This is a genomic window from Pseudomonas mandelii (assembly GCF_900106065.1).
Classification (GTDB): domain Bacteria; phylum Pseudomonadota; class Gammaproteobacteria; order Pseudomonadales; family Pseudomonadaceae; genus Aquipseudomonas; species Aquipseudomonas mandelii.
Genome location: NZ_LT629796.1, coordinates 4,176,774 through 4,201,485 on the forward strand (window position 1 = coordinate 4,176,774; position 24,712 = coordinate 4,201,485).

The window sequence follows — 24,712 nt, forward strand, 5'->3', positions numbered from 1 at the left end:
AGGTCGTCTGCAACACCGTGAGGTAGGGTCATGAATCGCTTTGTATCTGTTCTGGCACTGAGTGGGGTCGTCGTGCTCGCGGGCTGCGTCGCTCCGCCACCCAAGCCCAATGACCCTTACTACGCCCCGGTGTTGCCGCGCACGCCGTTGCCGGCTGCCGCCAATAACGGCTCGATCTATCAGGCCGGCTTTGAACAGAACCTGTACAGCGACCGCAAGGCGTTCCGGGTCGGTGACATCATCACCATCACCCTGAACGAACGGACCCAGGCCAGCAAGAACGCCAACTCGCAAATCGGCAAGAACAGCAAGACCGACATCGGCCTGAGCTCGTTCTTTGGCGGTGGCCTGAGCACCAGCGACCCTGTGGGCAGCGGTAGCCTGAGCCTGGACGTTGGCTACGAAGGCGACCGTGCGACCAAGGGCGACAGCAAGTCCGGGCAGAGCAACAGCCTGACCGGCTCGATCACGGTGACCGTCGCTGACGTGCTGCCCAACGGCATCATCGCCGTGCGCGGAGAGAAGTGGCTGACGCTCAACACCGGCGATGAGCTGGTGCGGATTGCCGGCATGGTGCGCGCCGATGACATCTCCACCGACAACACCGTGTCGTCGACCCGCGTCGCCGATGCACGCATCACCTACTCGGGCACCGGTGCGTTTGCCGATGCGAGTCAGCCAGGCTGGTTCGACCGTTTCTTCCTCAGCCCGCTGTTCCCTTTCTAGGTGGCCACGTTGAATCTTAAACACCTGATGGTGGCTGCCCTGATGCTCTCGGCTGCGTTCAACGCGCAAGCCGAGCGGCTGAAGGATATCGCCAGTATTTCCGGCGTGCGCTCCAACCAATTGATCGGCTACGGCCTGGTGGTCGGGCTTAACGGCACCGGCGACCAGACGACGCAAACCCCGTTCACTCTGCAGACCTTCAACAACATGCTCTCGCAGTTCGGCATCAAGGTGCCGCCGGGTTCGGGCAACGTGCAGTTGAAGAACGTCGCCGCCGTGTCGATCAGTGCTGATCTGCCGGCGTTCGCCAAGCCGGGTCAGCAGGTCGACATCACCGTTTCGTCCATCGGTAACTCCAAGAGCCTGCGCGGCGGCACCTTGCTGCTGACACCCCTCAAGGGTATCGACGGCAACGTCTACGCAATCGCCCAAGGCAACCTGGTGGTCGGCGGTTTTGATGCCGAAGGCCGCGACGGTTCGAAGATCACCGTCAACGTTCCGTCGGCCGGTCGTATCCCGGGCGGTGCCTCGGTGGAGCGTTCGGTGCCAAGCGGTTTCAACCAGGGCAACAGCCTGACCCTGAACCTCAACCGTTCGGACTTCACCACCGCCAAGCGCATCGTCGACAAGATCAACGACATGCTCGGCCCTGGCGTTGCCCAGGCCATCGACGGTGGTTCGATTAGGGTCAGCGCGCCGCTCGATCCAAGTCAGCGCGTCGACTATCTGTCGATCATCGAAAACCTTGAAGTCGATCCGGGTCAGGCGGTGGCGAAAGTCATCATCAACTCGCGCACCGGCACCATCGTGATCGGCCAGAACGTCAAGGTTTCACCGGCCGCCGTGACTCACGGCAGCCTGACGGTGACCATCACCGAAGACCCGATTGTCAGCCAGCCCGGCCCTCTGTCCAATGGCCAGACCGCCGTCGTGCCGCGCTCGCGGGTCAACGCTCAGCAAGAAGCCAAGCCGATGTTCAAGTTCGGCCCGGGCACCACCCTCGACGAAATTGTGCGTGCGGTGAACCAGGTCGGCGCGGCACCGGGTGACTTGATGGCGATCCTCGAAGCATTGAAACAGGCTGGCGCGTTGCAAGCCGACCTGATTGTGATCTGAGGACAGCGACCATGGATATGCGCAAGGGCGGCCTGGGTGTCAGCAGCAACGATTCGGGCTCCTATTCGGACTTGAATCGTTTGAACCAGCTCAAGGTCGGCGACAAGGACAGTGACGCGAACATGCGCAAAGTGGCGCAGGAATTCGAGTCGCTGTTCCTCGGTGAAATGCTCAAGTCGATGCGCTCGGCCACCGATGCGCTGGGCAAGGACAATCCGCTCAACACGCCGGCGGCCAAGCAATACCAGGAAATGTACGACCAGCAGTTGGCCGTTTCCATGTCCCGCGAGGGCGGCGGTATCGGTCTGGCGGACGTGCTGATGCGCCAGATGTCGAAGAACAAACCGCTGGCGCCGGGCGAGGCTGCAGCCGCGTCCGCCGCCAAGCAGGAAGCGGCGAAAGCGGCCGTGCCGACACCGGTTGCCGCAGGCACCGCGGCCACCGACGGTCCGCTGTCGCGGCTCAATGGTCAGCGTCCGTTGTGGGCCTCGCGTTCGGTGAAAGCGCCAACAGGCGAGGGCACGCATCACAATGACATGGCGCTGATCAATCAGCGCCGTCTGGCCTTGCCGCCGAAACTGTCCGATCGCTTGCTCGCCGGCCTGGTGCCTTCGGCAACGACTGCCGCTACAACCCCGAACAAAGCCTTGCTGCCTGAGCGCGCCGCGACTCCGGTCGTGACCGGTGCCGGCCCGCTGTTCAATGGCGACTGGCTGCCCTCGCCAACCGATAACAAGTCGAGCGGACGTCTGCAGGTTTACGGCCGTGCGATGGCGCAGATTCCGCTGGCGCCACCGAAGAAAGCCTTCAGTTCCGCCGACGAATTCGTCAACACCATGCTGCCGATGGCCAAGGAAGCCGCCGACCGTATCGGCGTCGATCCGCGTTACCTGGTGGCCCAGGCGGCCCTGGAAACCGGTTGGGGCAAATCGGTCATGCGTGCCCAGGATGGCAGCAGCAGTCACAACCTGTTTGGCATCAAGGCCAGCAGCAGTTGGAAGGGTGAATCGGCGCGAGCGATCACCAGCGAATTCAGGAATGGCGAGATGGTCAAGGAGACGGCAGAGTTCCGCTCCTACGATTCGTACAAAGACAGCTTCCATGACCTGGTGACTTTGCTGCAAACCAATAATCGCTATCAAGATGTTCTGAAGTCTGCCGATAACCCAGAACAGTTTGTACGCGAGCTGCAGAAAGCCGGGTATGCGACAGACCCGGCCTACGCAAGCAAGATTTCGCAGATAGCCAAGCAGATGACGAGTTACCAAAACTACGCTGCGGCGGGCGCTTCTACTACGCCTCTATAGGCACAAGGCATAAGGTCTGAACCATGAGTTTGCTCAATATCGGGATGTCGGGTCTGGCTGCTAGCCAATCCTCGTTGATGACTACCGGCAATAACATTGCCAACGCCGACACCGCCGGTTATTCACGCCAGCAAACCGTGCAGGGCACCAAAGCCTCGAATCAGTTCGGCAATGTCTACATCGGCACCGGTACGACCCTGGCCGATGTGCGTCGCGTCTACAACAGCTACCTCGATGCACAACTGCAGACCACCACCTCGCTCAACAGCGATGCGGCTGCGTATGCCGGGCAGATCAGCCCGCTCGACGCCTTGCTCTCGGACAGCGGCACCGGCCTCAACGGCGCCCTGACCAAGTTCTTCGCCTCGGTGCAGAACGTCAACGCCAAGCCGGGTGATGACGCGTCGCGCCAGCTGCTGCTCAGCGATGCCCAGGCCTTGAGCAATCGTTTCAACTCGATCTCCAGCCAGTTGACGCAGCAGAACGCCAACGTCAACGGCAACCTGGCGAACATGGCCGATCAGGTCAACAAACTGGCCGCCACCGTGGCGCAGTTGAACCAGAAGATTTCCGAGATTTCCAAATCCGGCGGCATGCCGAACGAGCTGCTCGATGCGCGTAACGAAACCGTGCGTCAGCTCTCCACCTTCACCGGTGCGCAGGTCATCGAACGCGACGGTAACCTTGACGTTTATCTGGGCAGCGGCCAGCCGCTGGTCATCGGCGGCACCGCCAGCACCCTGTCCGTGGCGTCAAGCCTGAACGACCCTTCGCGCATGGGCATTCAGCTCAATCGCGCCGGTAGCACCGTTGACATCACGTCGGTGATGACCGGTGGTGAAATGGGTGGTTTGCTGCGCTATCGCAGCACCGTACTGGACCCGGCGATGAACGAACTGGGCCGCGTGGCGCTGGTTGTCGCCGATCAGATGAACAGCCTCCAGGCTCAGGGCATCGACAAAAACGGTGCGTTCGGCTCGAACCTGTTCAACAGCATCAACAGTGCCGCGCAGATGGCCAGCCGCAGTGTTGCCACCGTCGGCAACAGTGCCGGCTCGGGTAACTTTGATGTGAGTATCGAAGACAGCGGCAAGCTGACCATCAACGACTACAAGGTCACCTTCACCAGCGGCACCAACTACACCGTGTCGCGTCTGCCAGATGGCACGTCCATGGGCGCTTTCAGCACCCTGACCACGCCGCCGCCGGTAATCGACGGTTTCTCGCTGAAGCTTTCCGGCGGCACCGCCGCGGCGGGCGACACGTTCAAGATCACGCCGACCCGCAACGCGGCGGCGAACATCAAGACCGAGATGACCGACAGCAAGCGTCTGGCCATCGCGGCACCGTTGAGCGCGTCCATCGCACCGGGCGGTAGCGGCACCTTGACGATCCCGGCCAGTGGTCAACCGACCCTGACCACGCAGTTTGATATTTATGACTCGGCGACCACTCTGGCCATTCAGAACGGGCTGCAGAATTCGACTCCGGTCAAAGTGGTTTTCGGTGCCGGCGGTGGCACCACCCAGACTTACCAATTGCTCGATGCAAAAGGCAATGCACTCAGCAGCGGCACCATTGTGCCTGGCCAGAACAATACGCTCAGCCTGAGCATTCCACTGGTCGACGCCAGCGGCGCCGCGATCATGGATCCGGGGCCACCCGCCGTGCAGCGTACGGCGACCTTTGATATGACCGTGGCCGGTTCGCCAGGTCAAGGCAGTGCAATTAACGTCACGCTCAGTCAACCGGGCACGCTGGACAACCGTAACGGTACCGCACTGGCCGGCTTGCAGACCAAGCAGACCGTGGATACCGGTTCGGCCAGTAAAGGCATTTCCCTGACCGACGCCTACGGCAAACTGGTCGAAGGCGTCGGCGCCAAGGCCGCGCAAGGCAAGCTCGACAGTGCCGCGACCACCGCTATCCTGGCCAACGCCAAGGGCGCTCGCGATTCGCTGTCGGGTGTCGACCTCGATGAGGAAACCGGCAACCTGGTCAAATATCAGCAGTACTACACCGCGTCTTCGCAGATCATCAAGGCTGCGCAGGAAATCTTCAGCACACTGATCAACAGTCTTTAAGGAGTCGTAGCCCATGCGCATTTCTACCGCCCAGTTTTACGAGTCCTCTGCTGCGAACTACCAGAAAAATTTCGCCAACGTAGTCAAAAGCAGCGAAGAGGCCAGCAGCCTGGTTCGCGTCAACACCGCCGCCGATGATCCGGTTGGCGCCTCGCGTCTGCTGCAATTGGGTCAACAGGCGTCGATGCTTGATCAGTACAAGGCCAATACCACCACCATCAAGGCGACCCTGGGCACGACCGAAGCGGTGATGACCAGCATCAATAGCGTGTTGCAGCGCGCCAAGGAATTGGCTGTGGGCGCCGGCAACGCCGGTTACACCGATGCCGATCGCCAGGCCAACGCATCTGAGTTGGGGCAGATCGAAGAGCAGTTGCTGAGCCTGATGAATAGCAAGGACGAGAACGGCAAATACATCTTCGCCGGTTCCAAGGGCGATACAATTCCGTTCACGCGTAACAACGATGGCACCTACAGCTACAACGGCGACCAGGTGACGCTTGACCTGGCGATCGGCGACACCATGTCGATGGCCACCAACAGCACCGGTTGGGAAGCGTTCCAGCAGGCGATCAACACCAGCCGTAGCGAGGTCACCCGGACCGCGCCGGTCGTGGATGACGGCCGCGTGACCCTGTCCAACGGCCAGGTGTCGTCGAACGTCACCTACAACGCCAAATTCCGCAGCGGCGAGCCGTATACCGTGGACTTCGTCAGCGGCACCCAGCTGAAAATCACCGACTCGGGCGGTAATGACGTGACTGCCGAAGCCAGTCAGGGCGGTGCGTTCGACCCTGCCAGCAAGAACGGCCAGGCCGTCACTTTCCGTGGCGTCGAGCTGACCCTGAACATCAACCTGAGTGCCGGCGATACGGCGGCGACCGTGCTGCCTGGCCACACGTTTACCCTGGCGGCCAAGCCGGACACCTTCAGTGCAACCGGCAGCCCGGGCAACGCTTCGGCGGCGCAGGTCACCACCAGCAGCATCACCAACCCGGTGGATTACCACGCCAGTTTCCCTACCGGTTCGGCGATCCTCAAGTTCACCAGCGCCACCGCCTTCGACCTGTATGCGGCGCCTTTGACGGCCAGCAGTAAGCCTGTGTCTAGCGGAACCATGGCCGGCAGCGTCGCCACTGCATCGGGTGTGAGTTTCACGTTGAGCGGTGCGCCGGCTGCCAACGATCAGTTCAGCATCGCGGTCAACACTCACGAAACCCAGAACATCCTGGACACCGTGAGCCAACTGAAAACCGCTCTGAATACACCAACCAATGGTGACCCGATCGCTACTCAAAAGCTGCAAGCGTCACTGGCTTCCGGTATTGCCAACCTGGCCAGCGGCACCGATCAGCTGTCCAGCGCCTTGAGTTCGGTGGGTGGTCGCGGTGCTGCTCTGGAGACCCAGAACGATACCAACCAGAGCCTGACGCTGGCCAATGCCCAGACCCAATCGTCAATCCGCGATTCCGATCCGGCTGAAGTGATGACCCGTCTGACCTTGCAACAAACCATGTTGCAGGCCTCGCAACTGGCCTTCAGCAAGATCGCTCAGTTGGGCCTGTTCAACAAGGTCTGAGCCAGCGCCTGCCGAGCTGCCAACCGTCTTTTTGTAAGCGGTTCCGGGGCCTCTGCCTGAAAGGGTAGAGGCCCGCCGCTCGAGAGTTTCCTGCCGTGAATCAACGCCCCCTCGTCAGTATCGTCATCCCAGCCTTCAACCCGCGCTTCTTCAGTCAGGCATTGGAAAGTGCGCTCGCCCAGACCTACGAGCACATCGAGATCGTCATTTGTGACGATTCGTCCGGCGACGATATCCGCGACATTGTCGAGGCCTTCATCGAGCCGGCTCACCCGGTTCGCTACTTGCGTAATCCGCAGCGTCTGGGCTTGCAGAAGAACGTATTGCGTTGCGTCGAAGAAGCCCGTGGCGAATTCATCAAAGTGCTGTGCGATGACGACCGTCTGTTTTCACCCAGCGTAGCCTTGCAGGCGCAGGTGTTGATCGACCACGCGGACGTGAATGTGGTCTTTGCCCTGCGGATGCTCAGCGACGCCGGCAATTTCATCCTGCCGCCACGGGTCGACAATTGCCGGTTCTCACCGAACGACGCCTTGCTCAAGGGCGATGACATGCTGGCGATCTTCGAAGGTACGCCGAAGAATTTCCTCGGCAACTTCAGTTCGACCCTGATGCGTCGCGTCGATGTACTGGAGCTGTTGCCGGCGCTGATTCAGGAAGGCGCCGGTTTCGTCGCCATGCTCGATTTCGCCTTGTTCGTGTGCTTGATGCGTCGCGGCAATCTGGTGTCGCTGAGCACTGTGCTGAGTACCGAACGTTTGTACCCGGAGCGTCTGAGCAAAACCCCGGAAATGGTCAAGGCCGCAGCGGTGGAGTGGAGCTGGCTTTCGCAGATGCTCGCGGCACGCAGCGGTGAATCGGCACCGGCATCGGGTTGGGTGCGCTACATCGAGCTGACTAAAATCACCGACCAGCCCCACGCCTGGGAAGAATTGTGCGTGGTGCGCATTTTGGGCAACCGCAACACAGTGGTGAATGGTCGGGTGGGCGGGGAGAGCGAAAGCTACGCCGATTTCTATCGCGAATGGCTGGCGATCCGCAGGTTCTCCGATGTCGAGCAGCAGCTCATGCCGCAACGCCTCGACAGCTGGGCGTTCCGTCCGCAGATCGTGCCGATTGTGATCGACAGCGGCGCTGACAGTGCAGCGCTGAACACTACGTTGCAAAGCATCAGCCGACAGCTTTACACGCCGCAGGCGGTGGTGGTGCTTTCTGATGCCTTGTGCGCGACCGACGATCGTGTGGTGCAGTTGCCGTTCCAGGCGGATTGGGCGCAACAACTCAATGCGGTGGTGCCGCAGCTGGAAGGCGCTCACTGGTTTTATCTGCTGCATGCTGGCGACACTTTGCGCGAGTCGGCCCTGCTGATCCTGGCTGAACGCATTGCGGGTTCGGTGGGCATTCTCTGTGCCTACAGCGATGAGGGCGCGCTGGTCGATGGCGAGTCGATCGACCCGGTGTTCAAACCCGATTTCAATCTCGATCTGATGCGTGCTTATCCCTACGTCGGCCGAACCCTGGCCTTCGAGCGGCAGCGCTTCATGACGCTGGGCGGCTTCGATTCGGCTCACGGTGAGCTGGCGCCGCACGATTTGTTATGGCGTCTGGTGGAAGAGGCCGGGCCGCAAACCATCGAGCACATCGCCGAAATCCAGATTGAGTCGAGTCAGTCTTTCGCCGCCTGGCTGTCGTTGCCGGAGGTGATCGAGAACAATGCCGGGATGGTCAGCGCACACCTGGATCGTATTGGTGTGGCGCACTCGATCCGGCAGGAAGAGTTGCCGTTGATCAACCGAATCGACTACCTCCATGGGGCGCGCCCTTTGGTGTCGATCATCATCCAGACCGGCGATTCGCTGTACGCGTTGCAGCGGTGCATCGAAGGCCTGATCGAGCGCACGGCTTACGGCCAATACGAAATCCTGATCGTCGACAGCGGCACGGACGACCCGGCGATGCTCGACTGGCTGGAGGCGATGGCGCAGCTGGGCGCCGCAATGCTGCAAGTATTGCGTTACGCCGGTGATGCCAACGACGCGGCGATCCGTAACTTTGCCGCGAGCCTGGCGCATGGCGAATATTTGCTGCTGCTCAGCGCGCAGACAGTGATCTGCGACAGCGACTGGCTGGATGAAATGCTCAATCACGCCCAGCGCCCCGAAGTGGGTGTGGTCGGTGCTCGTATCCTCAGCCCCGAGGGCTCGATCGTCAGTGCCGGGTTGATTCTTGGCCTGGCCGGGCCGGTCGGTTCGCCATTTTATGGCGAAGCGGCCGGTTCTCGCGGCTACATGCAGCGATTACACGTAACCCAGAATTGGAGTGCGGTGAGCAATCTCTGCCTGATGGTGCGCAAGCAAGTGTTTGATGAACTCGAGCAGTTCGATGAGGTGACCTTCACCCAGGGCCTCAGCGACGTCGACTTGTGTTTACGGGCAGGCAACGATGGTTATCTGGTGGTCTGGACGCCTTACGCCAGCGTGGTATGGGTGCAGCAAGAGGTGTCGCCGGCAGGGCTTTCGACACTGGCACTGCGCGAGCGTGAACAGGAGGATTTCTATCGCAAATGGCTGCCGAAGATCGCCAAGGATCCGGCCTACAGCCCGGCGCTGAGCCTTGGGATTTCCAGCTTCAGTCTGGAGCCGTCACTGCGCAATAACTGGAACCCGTTCTGCACCCGTGCCTTGCCGTTGATTCTCGGTCTGCCGGTTAACAGCACCGCCGTTGGCCATTACCGGGTAACCGCGCCACTGGCTGAGCTCGAAGCAGCCGGTCGGGTGATCGCGCGGGTGGCCTATGAGTCGCCGTCGACCGTGGAGATCGAGCGTCTGTCACCAGACACGATCATTCTGCAAGGGCGTTACAGCGAAGGCGCTGCGGGTGACATTCTGCGGATGAAAAAGTACTCCAGTGCGCTACGAATTTTCGAACTCGACGACTACATCGTCAGTGCGCCGAAGAAAAACACCCACGCCCGCAACAAACCGGTCAATACCGAGCAGCTGTTGCGCGAAGGCATTGGCCTGTGCGATCGCGTAGTGGTCACCACTCAGCCGCTGGCCGATGCCTTGTCGAGCATGCACAGCGAAATCCGCGTAGTGCCGAACATGCTATCGCCGGCACCATGGGCGACGCTGACCAGCCATCGGCGCACCTCCAGCAAGCCTCGAGTCGGTTGGGGGGGCGGCACCAGCCACACCGGTGACCTGGAGATCATTGCCGAGGTTGTGCGCGAACTGGCGGACCAAGTCGAGTGGGTGTTCTTCGGCATGTGCCCTGATGCCTTGCGTCCGTATGTCCACGAGTTTCACTCCACCATCGGCTTGCAGAGCTACCCGTTCAAACTGGCCAGCCTGAACCTCGACCTGGCGCTGGCACCGCTGGAATTCCATATCTTCAACGACTGCAAAAGCAACCTGCGCTTGCTGGAGTACGGCGCCTGTGGATACCCGGTGATCTGCACCGACACCGAGGCCTATCGCGGCCATCTGCCGTGTACCAGGGTCTATAGCAACAGCACGGACGAATGGCTGCAGGCGATCCGCATGCACCTGGCCGACCCGGACGCCAGCTACCGTATGGGCGATGAATTGCGTGAAGCGGTTCACCGCGATTTCATGCTGCGGGGCGACAACCTCAATCACTGGTTGTGGGGTTGGTTGCCTGACTGATTCCGTGATTACCCTCTAAACGATCAAAAGATCGCAGCCTTGGGCCGCTACAGGGATGTATTGACACCTGTAGCGGCCCAAGGCTGCGATTTTTTTTGTCCTGCGCAATTGGCTCACTTCCTGCAAGTCCCCCGTATATCGCCATAAAACCTTCACCCCAATGGGTGTGAACGGCTCAATGGCTGCGGGTAAATGATGTGCATCTGACGGTCCGCCCACCCTCGCGAGGGTGCCCAGGCCGCGCGAAGAGCAAGAGGACAGCGATGAAGGCAGTAATTCTGGCAGGTGGTCTCGGTACGCGGATCAGCGAAGAGTCGCACCTCAAGCCAAAGCCAATGATCGAGATCGGCGGCAAGCCAATTCTTTGGCACATCATGAAACAGTACTCCGCCCACGGAATTCATGACTTCGTGATCTGCCTTGGCTACAAGGGCTATGCGATCAAGGACTTCTTCGCCAACTACTTTTTGCACACTTCCGACGTCACTTTCGACATGCGCAACAACCGCATGGACGTGCACCAGAACTACAGCGAGCCGTGGAGCGTCACCCTCATCGACACCGGTGAAGAAACCATGACCGGTGGCCGCTTGCTGCGCGCCGGCCGTTACCTCAAGGATGAAGAAGCCTTCTGCTTTACCTACGGCGACGGCGTCTCCGATATCAATATCCGTCAACTGGTGGACTACCACAGCGCCCACGGTCGCCTGGCGACCGTCACTGCCGTACAACCGCCGGGCCGTTACGGTGCCCTGGAGCGTCACGGCGATCAGGTGCTCGGTTTCACCGAGAAGCCCCGTGGCGACGGTGGCTGGATCAATGGCGGCTTCTTTGTGCTTTCACCGAAAGTGCTGTCGTACATCGGCGGTGACGAGACCACCTGGGAAGCCGAGCCCTTGGCCCGTCTGGCCCAGGATGAACAGTTGAAGGCCTTCGAGCACGAAGGTTTCTGGCATCCGATGGACACCCTGCGTGACAAGAACCACCTCGAAGCGTTGTGGCAGAGCGGGGAGGCCCCATGGAAACAATGGGACTGAGTCCGGAGTTCTGGCGCGGCAAGCGGGTCCTGCTGACCGGCCATACCGGTTTCAAAGGCAGTTGGCTGACGTTGTGGCTGCAAAGCCTGGGGGCCGAGGTCAGCGGTTTTTCGCTGGACCCGTCGACCGAGCCGAGCCTGTTCGAGCTGGCGCGGGTGCACGAAGGCATCAACGATCAGCGCGGCGACCTGCGTGACCTCGGCGCGCTGCTGGAGCTGATCGCCGAAACCCAACCGGAAATCGTCCTGCACCTGGCAGCCCAGCCGCTGGTGCGCGAGGGTTATCGCGACCCGCTGGGGACATACTCCAGCAACGTCATGGGCACCCTCAATTTGCTCGAAGCGATCCGCCAGGTCGGTGGCGTGCGCGCCTGTGTGCTGGTGACGACCGATAAGGTCTACGCCAATCAGGAATGGCTGTGGCCGTACCGCGAAAACGAAGCCCTCGGCGGACACGATCCTTACAGCAGCAGCAAAGCCTGCTGCGAGTTGCTGGCGCAGTCTTACGCGGCGTCGTTCTTCCCGGCCGACAAACATGCCGAACACGGTCTGGCCCTGGCCACTGCGCGTGCCGGCAATGTGTTGGGCGGTGGTGATTTTGCACCAGAGCGTTTGATCCCCGATGTGCTTAAAGCCTGGTCCGCCGACGAACCGGTGACCCTGCGTTACCCACAAGCCGTACGCCCGTGGCAGCACGCGCTGGAGCCGTTGGCCGGTTACCTGCAACTGGCCGCCGGGCTCTACGAAAAGGGGCCGGCATTTGCCGGTGCCTGGAACTTCGGCCCGAGCGAAGCGGATATGTGCAGCGTCGGCGAAGTTGTCGAATTGCTTGCCAGCCGCTGGCCGCAAGCCCGTGGCCTGCGCATCGAACCAAGTGATTTGCATGAGGCCGGTCTGCTGCGCCTGGACAGCAGCCGCGCCCGTCAACTCTTGGCGTGGCAGCCACGCTGGTCGTTGCAGCAGTGCCTGACCCAGACCCTCGACTGGCATTTGGCGTGGCAGAACGGTGACGACATGCGCGCCATCACGCTGAGCCAGTTGAATCTGTACCGAGGCGCGCTGTGAGCGAGTTTCTGTTGCAGCCATTGCCGCTCGCCGGACTGTTCAGCGTGCAGCACAAACGCTTCGAAGATGAGCGCGGGCACTTTGCGCGGTTGTTTTGTGAAGGCAGCCTGAGTGCATTCGGTGAGCCGTTTCATATCCGCCAGATCAACCATTCCTGCACCCGCGAACGCGGCAGTGTGCGCGGTCTGCATTACCAGAACGCCAGCGCGCCGGAAGCGAAAATGATCACTTGCCTGCGCGGTGAAGTCTGGGACGTCGCGGTGGATCTTCGCCCCGACTCCGACACCTTTCTGCACTGGCACGCCGAACACCTGCGGGCCGGCGACGGTCGCAGCCTGTTGATCCCTGCCGGGTTCGCCCATGGCTTCCAGACCCTGACCGACGACGCTGAATTGCTCTACCTGCACAGCGCGGATTACACGCCGGTGCACGAGGGTGGTTTGAGCGTGAACGATCCACGGCTGGCGATTGCCTGGCCGTTGCCTGTCAATAATCTGTCGGCACGGGATTCCAGCCATCCTTTGCTTGATGAACACTTCGCTGGAGTACGTGTATGAACTGCCGTGGTTGCGGGACTTCTCTGGCCTTGCCGCTGATCGATCTCGGCACCTCGCCGCCGTCCAACGCGTATGTGCGCGCCGATCAGCTGGAACAAGCCGAGCAATGGGTACCGCTGAAAGTGGCGGTGTGTCAGCAATGCTGGCTGGTGCAGACCGAGGATTACACCAGCGCCGACAGCCTGTTCGACGCCGAGTATGCGTATTTCAGTTCGTTCTCCAGCACTTGGCTGGCCCATGCCGACAAATACGTCGCCGAGATGGTCGAGCGTTTCGGTCTGACCGCCGACAGCCGCGTGGTGGAAATTGCCGCCAACGACGGTTACCTGTTGCAGTACGTGGCCGGGCGTGGCATCCCATGCCTGGGCGTCGAGCCGACCCGCAGCACCGCACAAGCGGCGCGGGAAAAAGGTCTGGAGATCCGCGAGCTGTTCTTCGGCCGCGACACGGCATCGCAACTGATCGCCGACGGTTGGTCCGCCGACCTGATGGCGGCCAATAACGTGCTGGCCCACGTGCCCGACATCAATGATTTCCTCGGCGGTTTTGCGACATTGCTCAAGCCGACCGGCGTGGCGACGTTCGAGTTTCCGCAGTTGCTGACCCTGATGGCCGGGCAGCAGTTCGATACGCTGTATCACGAGCACTATTCCTATTTGTCGCTGACCGCTGTCCAGACCCTGTGCGCGCGCAACGGTCTGGAAGTGTTCGACGTCAGCCAGCTGTCGACCCATGGCGGATCGCTGCGGGTCTTTGTCCAGCGCGCCGACGGTGTGCGCCGCGAGGTGCAGCCAGCGGTGGCTCAGCAGCTGCAAGCCGAACTCGCCGCCGGGGTGAAAACGCCCGAGTACTACGCGACCCTCGCGCCCGCTGCCGAACGCATCAAGCACGAACTGCTGCGTTTCCTGTTGCAGGCCAAGGCCGATGGCAAGCGCGTGGTCGGTTACGGCGCGGCGGCCAAGGGCAACACCTTGCTCAACTACGCCGGGGTCAAGCCGGACTTGCTGGCCTGGGTGGCCGACGCCAATCCTCACAAACAGGGCAAGTACCTGCCGGGCAGCCGCATCCCGATTGTTTCGCCCGCGCAGATCGATCTGGAAAAGCCGGATTACGTCCTGGTGCTGCCGTGGAACTTGCTGCACGAAGTCAGTCAGCAACTGGCCCAGGTGCGCGAGTGGGATGGCCGCTTCGTCATCGCCGTGCCTGAGTTGACCGTCCTGTGAAAGTCCTGGTCACCGGGGCGACCGGGTTCGTCGGCAGGCATCTGGTCGAGGCCTTGCTCGCCCGTGGCTGCGAAGTCCGCGCCGTGGCGCGTAACGCCGAGACCGCCGCGAACTTGCCGTGGATCAAGGCCGTGGAATTCGTTGCGGCGGATATTCACGCCGCCGACCTCGACATTGCCGCGCTGACCGATGGCATCGATGCCTTGGCGCACCTGGCCTGGCCAGGGTTGCCGAACTATCAGGCGCTGTTTCACTTCGAGCACAACCTGATGGCCGACTATCGGTTCATCAAGGGCGCGGTGGAGGCGGGCGTCTCGCAAGTGCTGGTCACCGGCACCTGTTTTGAATATGGCTTGCAGAGCGGACCGCTCAGCGAGCAGACCGCGCCTCTGCCGAGTAATCCTTACGGCCTGGCCAAGAACACCTTGCGCCTGTTCCTCGAAAATCTGCAGCGGGTTCAACCGTTCACCCTGCAATGGGCGCGGCTGTTTTACCTGCACGGCGAGGGGCAAAACCCGAACAGTTTGCTGGCGGCGCTGGACCGGGCCATCGATGCCGGCGATGCCAGTTTCAACATGTCGGCCGGCGAGCAGTTGCGCGATTACCTGGCCATCGACACGGCCGCCGGCTACCTCGCCGCCATCGTGCAACAGCGTGAATTCGACGGCGTGATCAATTGTTCCAGCGGCCAACCGGTTTCGGTTCGGGCGCTGGTCGAGCAGCGCCTGCGCGAGCGTGGCGCGGCGATCCGCCTGAACCTCGGTCACTACCCATACCCGACCCACGAACCGATGGCGTTCTGGGGCGTGGCGGACCGTTTGCAACAGCTACTGGGAGCAGAGCATGAGGCATGAGTTGTATCGGGTCGCCGACCTGCCGGTGTTGCAGAACCGCACCTTTGCCGACCCTGCGTCGGCGAAAGCGTCGGCGTGCGCCGACATGGTCTTGGTGCAGGACGAAAAGAGCGGGTTGATCTTCAACCAGGCCTTCAATGCCGACAAGCTCAGCTACGACGCTGACTACCAGAACGAACAGGCGCACTCGGGTCAGTTCCAGAAGCACTTGAGCGATGTCGAAGGCATCATTGCCCGTCACTTCAAGGGTCAGGAACTGATCGAAGTCGGCTGCGGCAAAGGCTACTTTCTCGAGCTGCTGAAAAGCCTGGGCTACGCCATCACCGGCATTGACCCGGCCTACGAAGGCAACAACGCTGACGTGATCAAGGCGCCGTTCACCCGCGGCCTAGGACTGGCGGCGGACGCCATTGTGCTGCGGCATGTGCTGGAGCACATTCAGGACCCGGTGAGTTTCCTCGCCGAAATGGCCGACGCCAATCAGGGCGGGCAGATCTACATCGAAGTGCCGTGCTTCGACTGGATCCTCGAGCACCGTGCCTGGTTCGACCTGTTCTACGAGCACGTCAATTATTTCCGCCTCGACGACCTGCGCCGGATGTTCGGCACGGTGCACGAGGCCGGTCACCTGTTCGGTGGCCAATACCTGTACATCGTCGCCGACCTGTCGACGTTGCGCCTGACCCCGGATCAACCGGTGTCGCGCCTGACGCTGCCCGAAGATTTCACCACCAGCCTCGACCGAGCCGTGCAGATCATTCAGGCCGCGCCCGAGCAGGGTTCGGCGATCTGGGGCGCGTCGTCCAAAGGCGTGATCTATTCGCTGTTCCTGCAACGGGCCGGCGTGGCGGTGGATCGTGTGGTGGATATCAACCCGGCCAAACAGGGTCGGTATCTGCCCCTGAGTGGCGTGCGGGTGTCCTCGCCACAAGAAGCCATGGATGCGTTACCCGAAGGCGCCAACCTGTTTGTGATGAACTCCAACTACCTCGAAGAAATCAAGCGGATGACCGATGGACGCTACGTCTATCACGCCGTCGACAGCGCTTCGTTCCAGTGACCATTGAGAATTTTGAAATGACCGACAACAGCATCAATAAAGCCTTCGAAGCCGAATGCCGGGAACAGATCGCCCAGCAAGGTGATGACCAGAAACTCACCGGCCTGGCCCGGGACTTCTTCAACGAATCGGCCAAGCACAAATACAGCTACCACTTCTCGTGGATGGGCCGTCCGATCATCCAGCTGCCGCAAGACATGATGGCCATGCAAGAGATCATCTGGCAGGTCAAACCGGATCTGGTCATCGAGTGTGGCATCGCCCATGGCGGTTCGATCATCTACTACGCATCGTTGCTTGAGCTGCAAGGCCACGGCGAAGTGCTGGGTATTGACCTCGACATCCGTCCGCACAACCGCGAAGCCATCGAAAGCCACCCGATGAGCAAGCGCATCAAGATGATCGAAGGTTCGAGCATTGATCCTGCGATCGCTGCACAAGTGCGCGCCGCGGCCGAAGGCAAGAAAGTCATTCTGGTGCTGGACTCTAACCACACTCACGATCACGTGCTCGAAGAGCTGCGTCTTTACGCGCCGTTGGTCTCGGTGGACAGCTACTGCGTGGTGATGGACACCGTGGTTGAAGACATGCCGGCGGACTTCTTCCCGGATCGTCCTTGGGGCCCGGGCGATAACCCGAAAACCGCAGTGTGGAAGTACCTGGAAGAAAACAAGGACTTCGAGATCGACCAGCAGATGCAAAACAAACTGCTGATCACCGTGGCGCCAGACGGCTATCTGCGTCGCGTTCGTTAATCAAAAGTGGTTTCAGGTTCTTGGCGATTGGCCGGTTGTGGGGATAGGAAGATGCAGGTTCAAAACAGTGCTCAAAACAACGTTGCACCGCTGAACGAGCGGTTTACGGTGGTGGTGATTTCTCACAACCGGAACGCGTTCCTGCGGCGCACTTTGCAGTACTACAGCAGCTATCCCTGCACGGTTCTGGTTCTGGACTCCTCTGCTGAGGGTGACGAGAACATGGCCCGGGACTTCCCGTCGGTCGACTATCGCCACTTGCCGCAATACACCTACAAGGGGCTGCAGGAAAAACTCACTTACGGCGTCAATCAGGTCACCACGCCTTACATGGTGTTTGCCGCCGATGACGACTTCCTGCTGCACCGAGCACTGACCGAGTCGGTGGAGTTTCTCGAAGCCAATCCGGACTACGGCGTGTGCCATGGCTACGGGATCATGTACCTGACCCGCGCCACTGAAGTGAACTACTTCCGCCGCGACCGCAAGGTTCATGAGGACTACAACTCGGAGCAGGCTGAAGACCGTGTCGTGCGGTTCATGGATAATTTCCTGCCGCCGTTCTATGCGGTCACCCGTACCGATCTGCTGCAACAGTGGTACAGCCTGCTGCCACCGGGCACCGGTTTCGAATGGCAGGAAATCGGCCATACCTTCTACCTGCTGGCCTGCGCGAAGGCACGGATCCTGCCGATTCCGTTCGCCGTGCGGGAAATGAACTATGGGGCCTCGGACCACAACACCAACGTGTTGACGGTGCTGACCTTCAAAGACGCCAAAAGCGTTGCCGAGCGCGAGCAGTTTGCCGAATTCCTGGCCTCGATCCCGACGCCACTCAGCGCCAAGGGGGCGGTCCAGGCCAAGCAGATCGCCCTGGACAGTTTTACCGCCATGGCCGATTGCCTGATCGAAGGTCGCTCGCTCAAAGGCACCATGATTATTCGCTCGGCCTGGCGCGAGGCGGGGGAGGAGCCGATTCGTTCGTTCGGCCCCCAGCAATTCGTCGAAATGCCGTTTTACAACAAACCGGTGTTCGACCTGCTGACCGAGTTCGAATTCCTGCTGCATGCCATGCCTGCCGGACGCCTGCAACTTCAGGAACTGGAAGGCATCCTGCTCAAGCAGCATGAGTTGATGCAAATTCACCCCAATGACACTGACCGCACTGTGCGTAGCCGGTTGTGGGAGGCCTTGAGCCTGAACGTGTTCAACCGGGCGGTGGTCGAGCGCCTGGCGGAGTCGTTGAAGGACAGCGAAGAGCCGGAAGAAGGCCTCAAGCTGCAAGCCTGGGCCGAGCGACTGAACGCTTTACCGGGTCAGCAAGACCGTCGATTGTTCGAGAACATGCCGTCCGGCCGGTTGCTGAACTGGCTCGAAGCGCGTAACCCGGATGCCGCGCAGCTCAAGGCGATCGCCGCACAGTTGGCCAGGCACAATGGCGGTCCTCAGTTCGGCATTCTGTTGCTGGATCTGGACGCCGACATGGTCAAGTTGCAGGCGACCTTCGATAGCTTGGTCGCTGGTCACTGCAGGGCGTTCAACCTGGTGGTGTTCACCACCGGTGATTTACCGGCGACCACGACCGTGCGCGACACCGTGCACTTCGTCAAAGTCAGCACAATCAATTATGTGGAGCGCATCAACCAGATCGTCGCCCAGTCCACCGCCGATTGGCTGTTGCTGGCCGAGGCCGGAGATCAGTTCACTGCCAGCGGTTTGCTGCGCGCCAGCCTTGAGCTGGCCGGTGCCGAGGGTGTGCGTGCGGTGGCGATGGATGAGCTTCAGCGTCAGGCCAACGGCGCTCTGGCGGATGTATTCCGTCCCGGGGTCAACCTCGACCTGCTGCAAACCGTGCCGTCGTTGATGGCGCGGCACTGGTTGATCCAGCGTGATGTGTTGGCTCAGGCCAAAGGTTTCTCGACCGAGTACCCCCAGGCTCTGGAGTTCGATCTGTTGCTGCGCCTGATCGAGGACGGTGGCCTGGCAGGGCTGGCGCATCTGGCCGAACCCTTGCTGATTTGCAATGCCCCGGTAGAAGAATCCAGCGCTCAGGAACGTCAGGTGCTGACCCGCTCGCTGGCGGCGCGCGGTTATCGCGCTCAGGTCAGCTCGGCACTGCCGCTGACGTACCAGATCGACTATCAACACGCTGAACGGCCGCTGGTGTCGATCATCCTCCAGAGCCAGGACAACCTTGAGTCGCTGCAACGGGCGCTGGTCAGTGTGCTGCAACGTACCCGTTATCAGCGTCACGAAGTGCTGATTGCTGACAACCACAGCCAATCCGAAGAACTCGCAACCTGGCTGAGCAGCCTGGAAGGCAAGGGCGATCGCCTTCGTGTACTGCGCAGCGGTCAGCGCCTGAGCGCCTCGGCGCTGAACAATTTTGCCTGTGGCGAGGCCAAGGGGAACTACCTGGTATTGCTGTCGGCAGAATCCGAAGTGGTCAATGCCAATTGGCTCGACGCCATGCTCAACCAGGCCCAGCGTCCGGAAGTCGGCATCGTTGGCGCCAAACTGATGGACATTCGTGGCGTCACCACTCAGGCCGGTCTGGTCCTGGGTTTGAATGGCGATATCGGCTCGGTCTTTGTCGATGAACGTAAGGACGCCAAGGGCTACATGAACGGCCATCAGGTCGAGCAGAACTACTCGGCAGTGTCCGGTGCCTGTCTGATGATTCGCAAGGACGTGTTCGAAGCGGTAGGTGGTCTGGACGAGGAGCATTTCGACGAAGTGTTTGGCGATATCGACCTGTGCCTGAAAGTCGCCGATGCCGGTTACCTGACTGTCTGGACACCACAAGCGCAACTGTTGCATCCGGGCGTGCTGCCTGAGGCAACCCAGGCTCGCGCCGCTCTGCGCGACAAGTGGCAAGCACGCTTCGAACAGGATTCAGCCTACAACCAGAACCTGGCCTTGACCGGCAAGGGCTTTACCCTCGGCGATGCTTCCAGCGTGAATTGGACGCAGTTGCTCGCATAAGCTACCTGATCAGCAAAAGGACTCAGCACATGTGCAACGGCAAAATGAAGTTCAAGGACGCTTGTGGCCGCCTGCTGGTTGGGCATTGTGTTGAGTCACGGTCATGATGCCGTACCGGATTCCCTACGGCCGACAAAACATTGATCAGTCAGACATCGACGCTGTCATTGAGGTACTCAACTCGCCCTGGCTGACTCAGGGGCCGACGATCGAGCGCTTTGAAAGAACCCTGGCCGAACACTGCCAGGCTGAATATGCGGTAGCCGTGTGCAATGCCACGGCGGCGTTGCACATTGCCTGTCGGGTCGCAGGGCTTGGTCCGGGCGATTACCTCTGGACCAGTCCCAACACGTTTGTCGCTTCGGCCAACTGCGGTCGATACTGCGGCGCCGACGTCGATTTCGTCGACATCGACCCGCACACCTTGAACCTGGATGCACGGTTACTCGCAGAGAAACTGGAGATCGCCGAAGCGGCCGGGAAGTTGCCCAAAGTGGTGGTGGCGGTCGCGTTCGCGGGGCAGAGTTGCGATATGCGCGCGATCTCGCAGTTGTCCGAACGCTATGGCTTCACCTTGATCGAGGATGCTTCCCATGCGGTGGGCGCTTCGTATCTGGGGCGGCCGGTGGGGTGTGGCCAATACGCGGCGATGACAATTTTCAGCTTTCACCCGGTGAAGATCATCACCAGCGCCGAAGGTGGCATGGTGCTGACCAATCGCCCGGAATTCGCCGACCGTTTGCGCCGTTTGCGCAGTCACGGTATTACCGGTGATCCGGCTCAGATGAGCGTGCCGGACACAGGGTTGTGGTACTACCAGCAATTGGAGCTTGGCTTCAATTACCGCATGACCGACCTGCATGCCGCCTTGGGCCTGTCGCAAATGGCGCGGCTTGATGCGTTTGTCGCCCGACGTCGTCAATTGGCCGCGCGTTATGAAACACTGCTGGCGGGTATTGCGGTGACATTGCCGGCCGTTCAGTCAGGTGCCGAATCGGCCTGGCACCTGTACGTTGTCCGGTTGCAGCTGGAACAGATCAAACTCAGCCAGACTCAGGTGTTCGAAGCGTTACGGGCTGCCGGGCTGGGGGTGAACCTGCATTACATTCCAGTGCATTTGCAGCCGTATTACCGTGAGCAGGGTTTCAAGGACGGCGACTTCCCTGAGGCCGAACGTTATTTTTCCGAAGCCATCAGCTTGCCGTTGTACCCGGATCTGACGGATGAGGAGCAGGATGAAGTGGTGGGGCATTTGAGGCGAATTCTGGGTTGAACATCATGATGTATCGTCGGGCGGCGGGGGGCTGGTTGTGAGCTGCGTAGCCATCATTCCGGCCCGGGGCGGCAGCAAGCGAATCCCGCGCAAGAACCTCAAACCGTTCGACGGCGTGCCGATGATCGTCCGCTCGATCTGTACGGCGCTGGATTCGCAGCTGTTCGATCAGGTGGTCGTCAGCACCGACGATGAAGACATCGCCGAGGTCGCGCGGGTGCACGGTGCTCAGGTGCCGTTCATGCGTCCGGCGTCGTTGGCCGACGATTTCACCGGCACGGCGGCGGTGATGGTGCATGCCTTGAATGAGCTTGCGGCGTTCGACTATGCCTGTTGTATCTACGCGACCGCACCCCTCTTGCAGGCACGGTTTCTGCGTCAGGGCTTTGAATTGCTGGAGCAGAACCCGGATAAATCCTTCGCGTTTTCCGTGGCCGGTTTCGGCTTTCCCGTGCAGCGTGCCTTGACCCTCGACGAACACGGCGCGTTGACGTCGTTGTACCCGGAATTTCGCAACACCCGCTCGCAGGACCTGGCCGAAGCCTTTCAAGATGCGGGGCAGTTCTACTGGGGGCGCAGCGAGGCCTGGTTGCGTGGCGATGTATTGTTTTCCCCGGCGAGCCTGCCGGTGATTCTGCCGCGGCATCTGGTGCAGGACATCGATACCCTCGAAGACTGGAAACGCGCTGAATACCTTTACGCCGCGTTGAAGGCTGGAGGCGAACTGCAATGAGGGTGCTGATTCGCTCCGACGCATCGCCGACCATTGGCAGCGGGCATATCGCTCGCTTGTTGCCCCTGGCCAGAACCTTGCGCAAGCAGGGTTCACATGTTGCCTTTGCCTGTCGCCTGCTGCCGGGCCATCGGTTGGACAGTCTGGCGGCCGAAGGTTTTGAAACCTTCGCGCTGCCGGGGCGTTATCCCGATGAAGACCCGCAGCAAGGCATCGAATCCATGCTGCCGTGGCAGGCGGACATCGACGCGTTGGCGCAGGCATTGGAAAACCATCCGCCGTTCGACTGGATCATCGTCGATCACTACGGCCTCGACCATCACTGGCAAACGGCGGCCCGGCGCTGGGCGCTACGGATCGCTGCGGTGGATGATCTTGCCACTCGCCAGTACGCCGTCGACCTGCTGCTCAACCAGAACCTGTCGGGCACACCAGCGGCCTATGACTCACTGCTCACGCCTGGCTGCCATACGTTGTTCGGCCCACGTTTCGCGATGCTGCGCGATGAGTTCCGTTGCCCGGCGATCCCGATCAAACCGCAGGCCCAGCGGGTGTTGGTGAATTTCGGCGGCTTCGATGCGGCGATGCAGACTCATCACGCGATGCTGGCCATGGCGGATTTTGATGCGCTGGAAGTCGATTTCGTTGCCGGAGCCGACAACCCGGCCTGGGACGATATGCAGGCCATGGCGGCGACTCGGCCGAACTGGCGCTTGCACAGTTTTGTCAGTGACTTCTACCGGTTGATGACCGAGGCCGACCTGTTTGTCGGTGCCGGTGGCGGGACAAGTTGGGAGCGGGCGGCCATGGGGCTGCCGACGATTTGCATTGCGGTCTCGAACAATCAGCAGGCCAATGGCGAGGTCATGGCCGCCTCGGGTGCCCATGTCTACCTGGGCCCTCGTGAGCAGGTGAGCATCGAGCAACTGCGCCAGGCCATCGGTTTTGTCGCGGGCAATCAGGGGATACGCCAGAGCCTGGCCGATCATTCGCGGCAATTGGTGGATGGTCGGGGGGCGCAGCGGGTGGCGGCAGCGTTGGCCGGTGCGGTGTTGCAGATCCGTCTCGCGACCGCAGACGATGCACGGCTTCTGTTCCACGGACGCAACGCCGAGGCGGTTCGGCGCTGGTCGCTGGACGCCGGGGCGATTGAATGGTCGTCGCATCAACATTGGCTGGCCGCCAGTTTGAATAATGCGCGGCGCTTGCTATTGATCGCCGAAACCGATGACGGTCCGGTGGGGGTGTTGCGTTACGACGTGCGCGGTTTTGAAGCCGAAGTCTCGATTTATCTGTTTGAAGATCGCATCGGCCTGGGCTGGGGCAGGGCGCTGCTGGTCCGCGGCGAGACGTTCGTGACGGCCCACTGGCCGCAACTGACGGCCATCACCGCCCAGGTGTTGCCGGACAACCAGCCTTCGCTGAAGGTGTTTCGCGAAGCCGGTTTTACTCAGAGTGCTTGCGCGTTCACGCGCGTATTAAAGGAACGCAGCAATGACTAGCTTCAAGATCGGCAACCGCTCCATCGGTGCCGACGCGCCGCCGTTCATCATCGCCGAGATGAGCGGCAACCATAACCAGTCGCTGGACATGGCGCTGCAAATCGTCGAAGCGGCGGCCAAAGCCGGCGCGCATGCCTTGAAGCTGCAAACCTACACCGCGGACACCATGACCCTGGACCTGGCCGAAGGTGAGTTCTTCATCAAGGACCCAAAGAGTCTGTGGGCCGGAACCTCGTTATATGCGTTGTACGAGAAAGCGCATACGCCGTGGGAATGGCACGCGCCGATTTTCGCCCGGGCCAATGAACTGGGCATGCTGGCGTTCTCCACGCCGTTTGATGACAGCGCCGTCGATTTCCTCGAAAGCCTCGATGTGCCGGCGTACAAGATCGCCAGTTTTGAAAACACCGACCTGCCGCTGATTCGTCGGGTCGCGGCCACCGGCAAGCCATTGATTATCTCCACCGGCATGGCCAGCATCGCCGAGCTCGACGAAACCGTGCGCGCTGCCCGTGAGGCGGGATGCAAGGACCTGGTGCTGCTCAAATGCACCAGCACGTACCCGGCAACACCGGCCAATAGCAATGTGCGCACGATTCCACATTTGCGTGAATTGTTTGGCTGCGAGGTCGGCCTGTCCGATCACTCCATGGGCGTCGGCGTGTCTGTGGCCGCCGTGGCGCTGGGAGCGACTGTGATCGAAAAGCACTTCACCCTCGACCGTGCGGCCGGAGGGGTGGACGCCAGTTTCTCCCTGGAGCCGGCCGAACTGGAAAGCCTGGTGATCGAAACCGAGCGTGCCTGGCAGGCTATGGGCAAGGTGCATTACGGCGTGACCGAGGCCGAGCGCAAGTCCCTGGTGTACCGACGCTCGCTCTATGTCACGCAAGATATGGCGGCCGGAGAGCCGTTTACCGTCGCCAATCTGCGTGCCATCCGTCCTGGCCTGGGGCTGGCGCCCAAACACGCTGAAACCCTTCTGGGCCGCCGCGCCCGCCACGCCATCCAGCGTGGTACCGCGCTGGACTGGTCGTTGGTCGAATAACGCCTTGTCGGTCTGTTTCGGCAAAATAGCGTGACCTGCGAGTCATAACGCGCATCTTCACTGTATTGTATAAATCGGGGAGGTGGCGCCTGGTCTCTGTTTGGCCCAGTGATAGCCTTTTATTCTTCCCGTTGTCGCCTCCAT

Annotated in this window: 18 protein-coding genes; all 18 read left to right on the forward strand. The window is 60.9% G+C overall.

What is annotated here, in order from left to right:
- Positions 1 to 30: 30 nt before the first annotated feature.
- The 18 genes from flgH to pseI all read left to right on the forward strand — a co-directional run bounded on the left by flgH (position 31) and on the right by pseI (position 24,568).
- Entirely contained in the window at positions 31 to 726 is a 696-nt protein-coding gene (gene flgH / locus BLU63_RS19340; protein ID WP_010457015.1) for a flagellar basal body L-ring protein FlgH, read from the forward strand.
- Between the two features lie 27 nt (positions 727 to 753).
- Positions 754 to 1,842, forward strand: coding sequence for a flagellar basal body P-ring protein FlgI (locus BLU63_RS19345; protein WP_010457013.1), 1,089 nt, complete (start codon positions 754 to 756; stop codon positions 1,840 to 1,842).
- Positions 1,843 to 1,853: 11 nt separating this feature from the next.
- A complete protein-coding gene (gene flgJ / locus BLU63_RS19350; protein ID WP_083375973.1) occupies positions 1,854 to 3,149 on the forward strand; it encodes a flagellar assembly peptidoglycan hydrolase FlgJ in 1,296 nt (431 codons plus the stop codon).
- A 23-nt stretch (positions 3,150 to 3,172) separates the two neighbouring features.
- Complete coding sequence (gene flgK, locus BLU63_RS19355) at positions 3,173 to 5,233, forward strand: flagellar hook-associated protein FlgK (RefSeq protein ID WP_010457010.1); 2,061 nt, start codon at positions 3,173 to 3,175, stop codon at positions 5,231 to 5,233.
- A gap of 13 nt (positions 5,234 to 5,246) precedes the next feature.
- Positions 5,247 to 6,812, forward strand: coding sequence for a flagellar hook-associated protein 3 (locus tag BLU63_RS19360; protein ID WP_010457009.1), 1,566 nt, complete (start codon positions 5,247 to 5,249; stop codon positions 6,810 to 6,812).
- Between the two features lie 95 nt (positions 6,813 to 6,907).
- A complete protein-coding gene (locus BLU63_RS19365) occupies positions 6,908 to 10,480 on the forward strand; it encodes a glycosyltransferase (RefSeq protein ID WP_083375974.1) in 3,573 nt (1,190 codons plus the stop codon).
- Between the two features lie 263 nt (positions 10,481 to 10,743).
- Positions 10,744 to 11,517, forward strand: coding sequence for a glucose-1-phosphate cytidylyltransferase (gene rfbF, locus BLU63_RS19370; protein ID WP_008072576.1), 774 nt, complete (start codon positions 10,744 to 10,746; stop codon positions 11,515 to 11,517).
- Positions 11,499 to 12,581, forward strand: coding sequence for a CDP-glucose 4,6-dehydratase (gene rfbG / locus BLU63_RS19375; RefSeq protein WP_042932659.1), 1,083 nt, complete (start codon positions 11,499 to 11,501; stop codon positions 12,579 to 12,581). The genes rfbF and rfbG overlap by 19 nt, the downstream gene beginning before the upstream one ends.
- Entirely contained in the window at positions 12,578 to 13,138 is a 561-nt protein-coding gene (locus BLU63_RS19380; RefSeq protein WP_010457005.1) for a dTDP-4-dehydrorhamnose 3,5-epimerase family protein, read from the forward strand. Before rfbG ends, BLU63_RS19380 begins: the two co-directional genes overlap by 4 nt.
- Positions 13,135 to 14,361 (forward strand): class I SAM-dependent methyltransferase, encoded by a 1,227-nt coding sequence (locus BLU63_RS19385; protein WP_083375975.1) that lies wholly within the window; start codon positions 13,135 to 13,137, stop codon positions 14,359 to 14,361. Before BLU63_RS19380 ends, BLU63_RS19385 begins: the two co-directional genes overlap by 4 nt.
- Positions 14,358 to 15,215, forward strand: coding sequence for an NAD-dependent epimerase/dehydratase family protein (locus BLU63_RS19390; RefSeq protein WP_083375976.1), 858 nt, complete (start codon positions 14,358 to 14,360; stop codon positions 15,213 to 15,215). Before BLU63_RS19385 ends, BLU63_RS19390 begins: the two co-directional genes overlap by 4 nt.
- Positions 15,205 to 16,275: a class I SAM-dependent methyltransferase gene (locus tag BLU63_RS19395; RefSeq protein WP_083375977.1), complete on the forward strand. Its 1,071-nt coding sequence runs from the start codon at positions 15,205 to 15,207 to the stop codon at positions 16,273 to 16,275. Before BLU63_RS19390 ends, BLU63_RS19395 begins: the two co-directional genes overlap by 11 nt.
- A gap of 17 nt (positions 16,276 to 16,292) precedes the next feature.
- Positions 16,293 to 17,030, forward strand: coding sequence for a cephalosporin hydroxylase family protein (locus BLU63_RS19400; RefSeq protein ID WP_010456998.1), 738 nt, complete (start codon positions 16,293 to 16,295; stop codon positions 17,028 to 17,030).
- Between the two features lie 51 nt (positions 17,031 to 17,081).
- Entirely contained in the window at positions 17,082 to 20,015 is a 2,934-nt protein-coding gene (locus tag BLU63_RS19405) for a TIGR00180 family glycosyltransferase (protein WP_083375978.1), read from the forward strand.
- 103 nt (positions 20,016 to 20,118) lie between these two features.
- Complete coding sequence (gene pseC / locus BLU63_RS19410) at positions 20,119 to 21,288, forward strand: UDP-4-amino-4,6-dideoxy-N-acetyl-beta-L-altrosamine transaminase (RefSeq protein WP_083375979.1); 1,170 nt, start codon at positions 20,119 to 20,121, stop codon at positions 21,286 to 21,288.
- 37 nt (positions 21,289 to 21,325) lie between these two features.
- Positions 21,326 to 22,021 carry a pseudaminic acid cytidylyltransferase gene (gene pseF, locus BLU63_RS19415; protein WP_010456991.1) on the forward strand — a complete coding sequence of 232 codons (696 nt, stop codon included), beginning with the start codon at positions 21,326 to 21,328 and terminating at the stop codon, positions 22,019 to 22,021.
- Positions 22,018 to 23,523 carry a UDP-2,4-diacetamido-2,4,6-trideoxy-beta-L-altropyranose hydrolase gene (gene pseG / locus BLU63_RS19420; protein WP_083375980.1) on the forward strand — a complete coding sequence of 502 codons (1,506 nt, stop codon included), beginning with the start codon at positions 22,018 to 22,020 and terminating at the stop codon, positions 23,521 to 23,523. Before pseF ends, pseG begins: the two co-directional genes overlap by 4 nt.
- The gene (gene pseI / locus BLU63_RS19425) at positions 23,516 to 24,568 is read left to right on the forward strand and encodes a pseudaminic acid synthase (RefSeq protein ID WP_083375981.1); all 1,053 of its coding nucleotides are present in this window, start codon (positions 23,516 to 23,518) and stop codon (positions 24,566 to 24,568) included. Before pseG ends, pseI begins: the two co-directional genes overlap by 8 nt.
- The last annotated feature ends 144 nt before the right edge of the window (positions 24,569 to 24,712 follow it).